Here is a 9512-nt window from a genome sequence, read left to right on the forward strand (position 1 = left end):
GCAGGCTCCCCCGGAACCCCGAAAGGCGCCGTGACCAGGGGAGATCCCCGGTCACGGCGCCTCGACGACGGCCCGTGGCAGGCTACTTCACGACCACCCGCACCGGAACGGTCCGGGTGCCGACGGTCTGGGGCATCCCCTCCGCCGGGATCACCAGGGCCTCTGCGGTCACCGGCATCACCCCGGCGCCGTCCTCCTTGGTCAGCTTCATCCGGTACTTCAGAGTCACGCTCTGCCCGGGGGCCAGCGCGAAGCTCCCGTCGACGGTGGGCTTGCCCGCCACCGGCCGGTTGATGTCCACCGGGGTCCAGGACGCACCGTCCTGCCGCTCCAGCGTCCCGTGCACGGCGGGCTGGCTGCCCCCGTACGACTCGGCGACCACGTGCGGGGTCACCTGGGCGTACGCGGTCTTGCCGGTGTTCTTGAACGTGACCGAGAACGTCGTCGCGGTGCCGTCGTTCGGCACCTGCTGGCCGGTGGTGAGGCCGTCCACGGAGACGCCGACGGAGTTGGCGAGCGTCGTCGCCTGGGAGGACGGCGGCTGGTGGCCGCTGACGTCCAGGGTGTCGAGGATCGAGACCAGGGCGGGCTGGTAGTCGGGCTTCAGCCCGTTCGCCACGATGTACACCTGGTCCGAGTTGAGCCCCCACATCTGGGCCGTGAAGGTGTCACCCGGCTGGCAGGTCACCTGCCACTGCGTCTTGTCGATCGTCTTCCCGGCCACGATGTCCCTGGTCCGCACCGCGGCGCCGATCGAGGAATAGCCGTTGGCGGGGAAGTACGGGTGACCCCAGACCGGGCAGTTCGGCTGGTGGCCCCAGCCCGACTCGGAGCCCAGATCGGCCATCGTGGGCCAGGCGCCGCCCTCGATCTCGTCCGGGCTGTTGTAGGCCACGACCAGCACGCCGTACGGCTCGCACTGCTGCGGCGACCAACCGTCCTGCGCCTCGGTCGGCGCGCCCGGGCTCAGGACGCAGACCCGGTCGGCCGAGACCGGAACGGCCTTCCAGCCGGCCGGCACCTTGAACTTGACGCCCCGGAGGTTGTACGAACTCGCCGGGGTCAACGGGGGGTTGGTGTTCCGGGGGGTGGTGGACGCGAGACCGTCGGCCAGCGGGACCTCGGTCGCCCCGTCCGTGGGGGCGGTGGTCTCGCTCGGGGCGGCCGTCGGGCTGGGATCGCCGGTCGGCTCGGGCGTCGGGCTGGGCGAGGTGGTCACGGTCGCGGCCGGCGGCGGGACCTGGTCCTTGGCGACCGGCTCCCCGTGGAAGCCGAGCACGCCGATCGCCATCGCGGCGGCCAGGCCGAGCGGCACGGTGACGGCGTACACCGGGCGCAGCCGGCGGATCCGGCTCTTCGGGGGTGCGGCCGGACGCAGGCTGTTCGCCGTGACCATCGAGGCACGCGCGGTCAACGCCTCGCGGAGCAGCCGTTCCGTCGGGGTCTCGGCCGGCCCGTCGCCGTCGCCGCCGATGCGGCGGGGGAGCTTGTCGGTCATCGAACCTTCTCCAGATGCTTTTCCAAGGCGTCCAGTGCGCGACTGGCGGTGGACTTCACGGCACCCCGGGACAGTCCCAGGGTCTCGGCGATCTGCGCCTCCGACAGGTCGGACCAGTAGCGCAGCACCAGCACCTCGCGCTGGCGGGGAGTCAACTCCTGCAGAGCAACCAGCACCCGGCGGTGCTCGTCGTTGAGCACCGCGTGGTCCTCGGCGGACGGGGCGTCGGCCACGTGCGGCGGTACGTACTCGCGGGCGGTCTTGCGGCGGCGCAGCATCGAGCGGGCACCGTTGACCACCGAGGTCCGCAGGTAGCCGAGCGCGTTGTCCAGGTCGTCCAGCTCCTCGCCGTAGCGCTGGTAGAGCTGGGTGAAGGCGTCCTGGACGACGTCCTCGGCCAGGTCCTGATGGTCGACCAGCATGACGGCCATCCGGACCAGGCCGAGCCGGTGGGCGTGGTACAGGTCGGTCAGGGTGGGCCGGTCCTCGGCCGGCTTGCGGCCGCCGCGCAACAGGCGGAAGCCGGAACGGCGCTGCTTCGCCTCCTGTTCGGTGACGACACCGGCGAGCGGCTCGCCGGCCTCCTGCGCGCCGAACAACGCGGCAACCATCCCTCGGATGGAGAAGCCGCGCCCCCCTGTCGGCACGGCGGTCGGCCCGATGGCCATGGACATGCGCTTCCGCTTTCCCCCGGGACGGTGACGGCACCGGCCGTCCCGTCAGGTCACCTGATCAAGATCGTGATCGGAAGGATCATTTCAGCCGTCCATGGCCCGCCCCCTTCCGCCCCTCACTTCCATGGACGTGTGGCGGGGGCGGGGGTTGCAGACGGATTCGAAGAAATTTCCGGGAGGGCCGGGACGGCTACACTCACCGGCATTCCGCCACCCGTGAGCAGGGGGTTTCGCATGGCCGAGCAGCGCGTCGAGGGCTCACGGCCGGTGCCCGTCAGGATCGGCCGGCGTCCGGAGCCCGTGCACGACGTCGCGGTGTACGCCTTCTCCGGCATGGCGCCGTTCGAACTCGGCGTCGTGGTCGAGGTGTTCGGGCTGGCCCGGCCCGAGCTGACCGGGCTGCTGGCGGCGCCCTGGTACGGGCTGAAGGTGTGCGCCGACCGGCCCGGGACGGCGCTGGACGCGGTGGGCGGCTTCACCCTGACCGCCCGGCACGGCCTGGACGAACTGGCCGCGGCCGACACCGTGATCGTCCCCGGGGTGCCGGACGCGTTCGGCGGCGTGGGGGCGCCCCCCGGCCGCCACGCCGGGGGCGTCTCCCCCGGGCTGGTCGAGGCGCTGCGCACCGCGCACGGGCGCGGCGCCCGGATCGTGTCGATCTGCGGCGGCGCCTTCGCGCTGGCCGCCGCCGGGCTGCTGGACGGCCGGGAAGCGACCACCCACTGGCGGTACGCCGAACTGCTCCAGCAGCGGTACCCGAAGGTGCGGGTCAACCCGGACGTGCTCTACGTGGAGGACGGCGACGTGCTCACCAGCGCGGGCAGCGCGGCCGGCATCGACCTCTGCCTGCACCTGATCCGCCGGGACCACGGCGCCAAGGTGGCCAACGCGGTGGCCCGCCGCTTCGTGGTCGCACCGCACCGGGACGGCGGACAGGCCCAGTTCATCGAGGCGGCGGTCCACCCGGTCGAGGACGAGGAGGACGGCATAGCCCGCAGCATGCGGTGGGCGCTGGACCACCTGTCCTCCCCGCTGACCATCTCCCTGCTGGCCCGGGCCGCCCGGATGTCGGACCGCTCGTACCTGCGGCACTTCACCGCCCGCAACGGGACCAGCCCGATGCGCTGGGTCGTCACCCAGCGCATCGCGGCCAGTCTGCCGCTGCTGGAGTCCCCGGAGGGGACGGTGGAGGAGGTCGCCACGGCGGTCGGCTTCGAGAGCGCCGCGACCTTCCGGCACCACTTCGGCCGGGTGATGCGCACCTCCCCGACCGCCTACCGGCGCTCCTTCGGGCGCGGGGCGGCCTGAACGCGCCGACTACGCCCGCTCGCGCCGGTCCGCGTTGGCGAGGATCGCGTCGTGCAGCCACCGGGCCAGGCCCGGCACGATCTTCTCGTAGGTGTCGGTCCAGCGCTGGTCGGAGACGTACAGGCAGGCCAGGCCGCGGTGGATGGTGAAGGTGCAGTCGTAGAAGTTGCGGCAGATGTGCTGCCGGTGCTCCTCGGCGAGGTCGGTGGCCACCGTGCCGTCGGCGGCCTCGCCGGCGGTGACCGCCGCGGCCAGACGGGTGTTGAGCTCCGTCATCTCGGCCTGGACCCGCTGCCAGTCGGCCTTCGAGTAGCCGCCGGTGCGGCGCTGCGACTCGGCCCAGGCCGCGGTGTCCCCCCAGCGCTGCTCGGCCTCCTGCTCCCAGTCCTCCTGGTAGCCCTCGCCGAAGATCTCGAACTTCTCCTCCGGGGTCAGCTGAATGCCCATTCTCCGTGCCTCCATGGCGTGTTCGACGGCGGTGGCGAGTTCCTGGAGGTGCCTGATCCGGTCGGTGAGCAGCTGGTGCTGCCGCCGGAGGTGTTCGCTCGGGCTGACCGAGTGGTCGTCCAGGATCGCCGCGATCTCCTCCAGGGGGAAGCCGAGTTCCCGGTAGAAGAGGACCTGCTGCAGCCGGTCGAGGTCGGCGTCCACGTACCGGCGGTAGCCGGAGCCGGTCCGGCCGGCCGGGGACAGCAGGCCGATCTCGTCGTAGTGGTGCAGGGTGCGGACGGTCACCTTGGCGATCTTCGCCACGGCGCCGACCGAGTAGCCCTCATCGGTCATCGGGGTTCCTCCCTGGTGCTGACCACCACCCTCGGCTCTCACGTCGCGTGAGGGTCAAGTCGCGTCGGGGGGCGAGTCGCACCGGGGGCCGGTCGCGCCGGCGGTCGAGTCGCGCCGGCGGTCAGGCGGTACGGGCGGTCAGGCGGTCAGGCGGTCAGGCGGTCAGGCGGTACGGGCGGGCTCCGGGAGCCGGTGCCCGGCCGGGGCGTCGTCGACGCCACCCGACGGCCCCGAGCGCCGGCGGCGGGACCGCTGGGTGGGCCAGAACAGCACGTACCCGGCGGAGACCACCACGAAGGCGAGCCGGACGAAACCGCGGGCCGCGTCGGACGGGAGGAACAGCGTGCCGCCGTACAGCGCAGCCAGCGCGATCCAGCTCCACCACGGAACGAGCCGCTTCTGCCCGACCGCGTCCCAGAGCAGGGTGCCGAGCAGGATCGAGGCCGTGTAGTACGTGTAGACGCTCGGATCGAGCAGGACGCGGGCGTCCGCGCCCAGCAGCACCACGGCCGGCCAGCGGCCGCGCCAGACGGCGACGCAGCCGAGCCCGATGCCGAGCGCGAACTGGGTCGGGCGGTCCCACCAGGGGGTGGACGGGTCGGTCACCCCGAACCAGCGCAGCGCGGAGGCGGGCTGGTTCGGGATGGTGAACTTGGCGGCCGCCATGGTGTCCAGGTTGCCCAGGTAGAACGGCAGCCAGGCGATCGCCACCAGGAGGCAGAACCAGAGCGCGGTGCGCAGCCAGGCGGGCCGGGGCAGCGCCAGGATCAGCGGCGCGAAGGCTATCGCCCAGGGTTTGGAATCCACCGCCAGCGCCAGGAAGACCGCGACCTGGACGGGCTTGCCACGGGCCAGCGCGTGCGCGGCGAGGGTGGTGAAGAACAGCGCGAGGACGTCGTCCAGGTGCGCGAAGCGGACCGACACCTCGACCCACATCGGGATGAACGCCAGCCCGGCGATCAGCAGGCGCTGCTGGAGCCGCCGGTGGTTGATCCCGGTGCCGAGGTAGTACAGGGCGGCGGTGCGGCCGATCACGACCAGCATCACCAGGCCCAGTCCGGCGCTCACCGCCTCGGCGATCAGCTCGCCGGTGTGCGGGGCGAACGGGGCGGTGAGCCTGGCCGCGGCGAGGCTCACCGGGCCGATCTGGAGCTCCGGGTGGTGGGCGTAGAGCGACAGGCCGCCGTCGGGCTGGTCGCTGAAGAGCAGCTGCTCGCCCTGGCGCAGGTAGTGCCAGGAGAAGCCGCCGCTGGGCTCGACGAGGAAGAACCAGAGCACCGTCCAGGCCGTCAGCAGGATGTGGTGCCTCCGGAGCGGCAGTCCCGCGATCCGCCCGGTCGTCGCCTCGTAGTCGGTGGTGGCCCGTGCCGTGCGTGCTTCCCGCACCTGTCCTCTCCCCGCCGTTCCGCCCCCCTCCGGCCGGACATCCTATGTGACGAAGTAGAACCGCCCGCGCCGCCCGCACATCCGTCCGGGAGGACGGTGCGGGGCGGCGCGGGCGGCGCGCTCCGGAGGACGTCGCCCTCCGGGTCAGTGCCTCCGGGTCAGTGCCTCCGGATCAGTGCCGTCGGCTCAGCGCCTCCGGGTCAGCCCTGCTGCGCGGACTTGCGGCGGCGCAGCACCACCAGGGTGCCGACACCGGCCACCAGGACGGCACCACCGGTGGCCGCGATGGCGGTGGTGTGGTCACCGCCACCGGTCTGGGCCAGGGCCTTGTCGTCGTCGTCCGCGGCGGACTTGGCCTTGTCCACGGCGCCCGGGGTCAGCGGCGGCGGGGTGATGACCGGGGGCTCCACCGGGAAGTCGATCGGGCCCGAGGTGTCACCGCTGCTCTCGGCCGGGGCCGGGGTGGTGGCCGAGCCGGAGGGCGTGCCGGTGGCCGGGGTGCTCGGCTGCTCGGTCGGCTTCTCGGTGGGCTTCTCCGTCGGCTGCTCCGTCGGCGCGACGGTGGGCTTCTCGGTCGGCTTCTCGGTCGGCTGCTCCGTCGGCGCGACGGTCGGGCTGGCCGACGGGGAGCTGCTGGCCGACGGGGAGCTGCTGGCGGTCGGGCTGGGCTTGCCCGTCGGGCTGGGCTTGCCGGTGTGCGTCGGGGTCGGCTTGCCCCCGGGCGCCTTGATGACGAAACCCACGCCGCCGTCGCAGCTGAGGTGACCGTTGTCGACCGGCTGGTGGCTGGTGTCGTCGAGCTGGGCGGCGAAGACGACCGGGACGACGCCGGCCCGGCCGAGCGGGGAGCCGTCGGCGAAGGAGGCCCGGACCTTGATCGGGACGTGCTTGCCGCGGTTCACCCCGAGCAGGTCGTCGGCGACCGGGTTGCCGTCCCCGTCGAGGGTCCCGAGCATCATCAGGACGGAGGTGTTCTTCTCCCCGCTCTTGTCGGGGGCGACGACGGCGGTCTGCCACTGCCCCTTGGGCAGCTTGTACTGGACCTTGAGGTCCTTCGCCTGGAGGGTGCCCGCCTTGTTCTTGAACTTGAGCAGCGGGATGAAGACGAAGTCGTGCTTCGTCCGGTTCTCGATCTCGAACGTGAACTCGCGGGCGTCACCACCGGCGATGAAGGTGCCGGGAACGCCGTCCAGCGAGAGGTCGAGGCTCGCGTGCGACGCCTTGTCCGCCTGCGTGGCGGCGGCGGACGGAGTGCCGGGGGTGCCGACGGCCATGGCGCCCTGGGCGCCGGCCAGCACGAGTGAGGACGCGAGCGCGGCGGCTCCGGCAAGGGCAAGACTGCGACGTATGGACAAGGGAGACCTCACGGAAGTGTCCGGGCGAGGCCCGGGAAGGCGCGAGGGGGCAGTCGTGAACGCCGCGAACCCCCCGCGAAGCTGAAAGTCCGACGGAGAGTACCGAACGATCCGGCCGACCAGGAAGGCGGGTGGCACACTGTGGCCCGATCACCTGGAGATCATGCCCGAATCGTCCAACTCTGTTTACCTGTAAGGCTTTTGCGCTTCGCCTGGCGGTCACCGACCGGTGACGGGTGCACGTCCGGAAGTCGGCACCTCGCGCCCCGGCGGCGGACAGCGGACCGGCGCCGGCCGGCGCGCTCCCGGGGGATCAGCCCTCGAAGAAGGACTTGGCCGCGATCAACGCCCGCTCGTCGCCCAGCACGTCCCCCGGGCGGGTGCCGTTGCCGAGCAGCACCCCGCCCCAGCGCATCCCCATGTACTCGGCGGTCAGCCGGAGCGTCCCGACCAGCGGATCGGCCAGGTGGCCCTCTCCGGCGAGGACGGTGACGCCCCAGATGGTGCCGCCGCGCATCCCGTCGCGGAACGCCGCCCCGGGCTCCCGGAGCCAGGCCGACCAGTGGTCGAGGTAGAGCTTGGCGCTGGTCGGCAGCGAGTACCAGTACAGCGGCGCGACGAAGACCAGGTCGGTGGCCGCCAGGGTCGCGTCCAGCAGGGTCCGCTCGTGGCCGGTGGGCTCGGGGTAACTGCCGTCACCGATGTGCCGCAGGTCCCGGAAGGGCGGCAGCGGATGGTCGTCCAGCCGCAGCCACTGCTGCTCGGCACCGGCCGGCAGGCTCGACTCGGCGGCCAGCCGGGCGAGGCGGACCGAGTTGCCGTCGGGGCGCGCGCTGGCGTCGAGGAACAGGAAGCGGCGCGGCGCGTCGGCGCCGGACGACTGACCGGTCATCAGGACTCCTCCGTCGTAGGCGTGGTGCGAACTCAGGAGTGAGCAATCGTCGGACGCCGGTCTATTCCGGGCCCGGTAGCGGCGACGACCTCGTCGTCGGAGGGGGTCAGTCGGGCAGTCCGGCCCGGCGGCGGGCGACGGCGGCCACCGCCGCCCAGTCCTTGTCCCCGTCGCCGTGGGCCAGCGCGTCCAGGAAGGCGTCCCGCAGGATGCTGCCGAACGGCAGCGGGACGTTGCGCGCGGCCCCCGCCTCCAGCGCGAGGCCGACGTCCTTGAGCCCCAGCGGCAGCCGGAACTCGGCCGGCTCGTAACGGCGCTCGGCCACCATCGCGCCGTAGCCGGAGTGGACCGGCCCGGGGAAGAGCGTGCCGGTGAGCATCTCGACCAGGTCGGTCGGCCGGACGCCGTGCGCGTCGGCCAGGCTGCACGCCTCGGCCATCGACTCGATCGCGCAGGCGATCAGGAAGTTGGCGCTGATCTTGGCCGTGTTGGCCTGCCGGGGGCTCCCGCCGAAGTGCCAGGTGCGTTCGCCCATCGCGGCGAACAGCGGCTCGGCCCGGTCCAGCAGTTCGGGCGCGCCCGCGACCAGGATGTTCAACCGCCCCGCCGCCGCGACCGGGGGCCTGCCGAGTACGGGCGCGGCCACGTAGCCGATGCCGTGCTCGGCGTGCAGCGCCTCGGCCCGCTCGGCGAGGGCGAGCGAGACGGTGGCCATGTTGACGTGCAGGGTCGCCGTGGCGCCGGCCAGCAGCGCCGGGTCGAGCAGCAGCTGTTCGACCGCCGTGTCGTTGGCCAGCATGGAGACCACCGTGTCGGCGGCGAACACCTCGGCGAGCGAGTCGGCCGCCTCCGCGCCCTCGGCCACCATGGCGGCCACCGGCTCGGGCGAGCGGTTCCAGACCCGTACGGTGTGGCCGGCCCGCAGCAGGCTGCCGGCCATGCCCCGTCCCATCGCGCCCAGTCCCACGAAGCCGATCGTCTGCCCGGTCATCCGCGCACTCTCCTCGCTCCTCGCCGTCACCGCCCGTACGCGACCGAACTGTATGTCAGGAGCGGGCGACCCGATCCGAGGCCACGCGGCCCGGCTCACGCACAGGCGCGGGCCGGCCTGCGGGTACGGTCGGCGACGGCGCCGCGCTCCAGCCCGGCGACCACCCGGCCGCGCAGCAGCTCGTACTGGGCCTGGAGCCGGCCGGGGCGGGCCGGGCGGGCGACCGGGCGGCCGGGGCCGACCAGCTCGTCCGGCCCGAACTGCTCACGGGTGAGGTCGATCTCAAAACCGGTGGCGAAGCGGTTCCACCAGTGGAGGTCCGTCCGCACGCCGTCGACGTACACCTCGCCCATCATGAGCTCGCCGCCGAGCAGGTCGTGCACCACCATCGCCGTCACCCCGCACTGGCCGCGGGCGGGGTTGTCGGGACGCCAGTGGGCCAGATCCTCGGGCGCACAGGTGTCCACGCCCCAGGAGGAGCGGATCGCACGTTCGATGTCGTTGAGGGTCCACGCCGTCATACCGGGAAGCCTGCCACGCGGCACTGACAGCGGCAGCGGCTTTTCGAAGGGTCATCCCGTGTTCTGCGGCGACCCCTCCGGCGTTCACCCGAACGAGGCAAAGG

9 protein-coding genes are annotated in these 9512 nt (G+C 72.8%); 1 reads left to right on the forward strand and 8 read right to left on the reverse strand.

All coding sequences use genetic code 11. The annotated features are described in order from the left end of the window. Positions 1-82: 82 nt before the first annotated feature. Positions 83-1498, reverse strand: a complete 1416-nt coding sequence (locus ACFRAR_RS30830; protein WP_380702142.1) for a hypothetical protein — start codon at positions 1496-1498, stop codon at positions 83-85. Then, complete coding sequence (locus tag ACFRAR_RS30835; protein WP_380702144.1) at positions 1495-2109, reverse strand: RNA polymerase sigma factor; 615 nt, start codon at positions 2107-2109, stop codon at positions 1495-1497. The genes ACFRAR_RS30830 and ACFRAR_RS30835 overlap by 4 nt, the downstream gene beginning before the upstream one ends. Positions 2110-2406: 297 nt before the next feature. Here ACFRAR_RS30835 and ACFRAR_RS30840 point away from each other — a divergent pair, with 297 nt between their 5' ends. Further along, the gene (locus ACFRAR_RS30840) at positions 2407-3480 is read left to right on the forward strand and encodes a helix-turn-helix domain-containing protein (RefSeq protein ID WP_380702146.1); all 1074 of its coding nucleotides are present in this window, start codon (positions 2407-2409) and stop codon (positions 3478-3480) included. Positions 3481-3489: 9 nt separating this feature from the next. Here the strand turns inward: ACFRAR_RS30840 and ACFRAR_RS30845 are convergent, their stop codons facing one another. The 6 genes from ACFRAR_RS30845 to ACFRAR_RS30870 all read right to left on the reverse strand — a co-directional run bounded on the left by ACFRAR_RS30845 (position 3490) and on the right by ACFRAR_RS30870 (position 9408). Next, positions 3490-4263 (reverse strand): MerR family transcriptional regulator, encoded by a 774-nt coding sequence (locus ACFRAR_RS30845; RefSeq protein ID WP_380702148.1) that lies wholly within the window; start codon positions 4261-4263, stop codon positions 3490-3492. Between the two features lie 162 nt (positions 4264-4425). Further along, positions 4426-5649, reverse strand: a complete 1224-nt coding sequence (locus ACFRAR_RS30850) for a hypothetical protein (protein ID WP_380702150.1) — start codon at positions 5647-5649, stop codon at positions 4426-4428. A 200-nt stretch (positions 5650-5849) separates the two neighbouring features. Beyond that, the gene (locus ACFRAR_RS30855; RefSeq protein ID WP_380702152.1) at positions 5850-7004 is read right to left on the reverse strand and encodes a PT domain-containing protein; all 1155 of its coding nucleotides are present in this window, start codon (positions 7002-7004) and stop codon (positions 5850-5852) included. Positions 7005-7317: 313 nt separating this feature from the next. Then, a complete protein-coding gene (locus tag ACFRAR_RS30860) occupies positions 7318-7896 on the reverse strand; it encodes an NAD(P)H-dependent oxidoreductase (RefSeq protein ID WP_380702154.1) in 579 nt (192 codons plus the stop codon). A gap of 106 nt (positions 7897-8002) precedes the next feature. Beyond that, complete coding sequence (locus ACFRAR_RS30865) at positions 8003-8986, reverse strand: NAD(P)-dependent oxidoreductase (RefSeq protein WP_380702156.1); 984 nt, start codon at positions 8984-8986, stop codon at positions 8003-8005. Next, a complete protein-coding gene (locus ACFRAR_RS30870; protein ID WP_380702158.1) occupies positions 8983-9408 on the reverse strand; it encodes a hypothetical protein in 426 nt (141 codons plus the stop codon). The genes ACFRAR_RS30865 and ACFRAR_RS30870 overlap by 4 nt, the downstream gene beginning before the upstream one ends. Between the last annotated feature and the right edge of the window lie 104 nt (positions 9409-9512).

Source organism: Kitasatospora sp. NPDC056651 (assembly GCF_042792155.1).
Taxonomy (GTDB): Bacteria; Actinomycetota; Actinomycetes; order Streptomycetales; family Streptomycetaceae; genus Kitasatospora.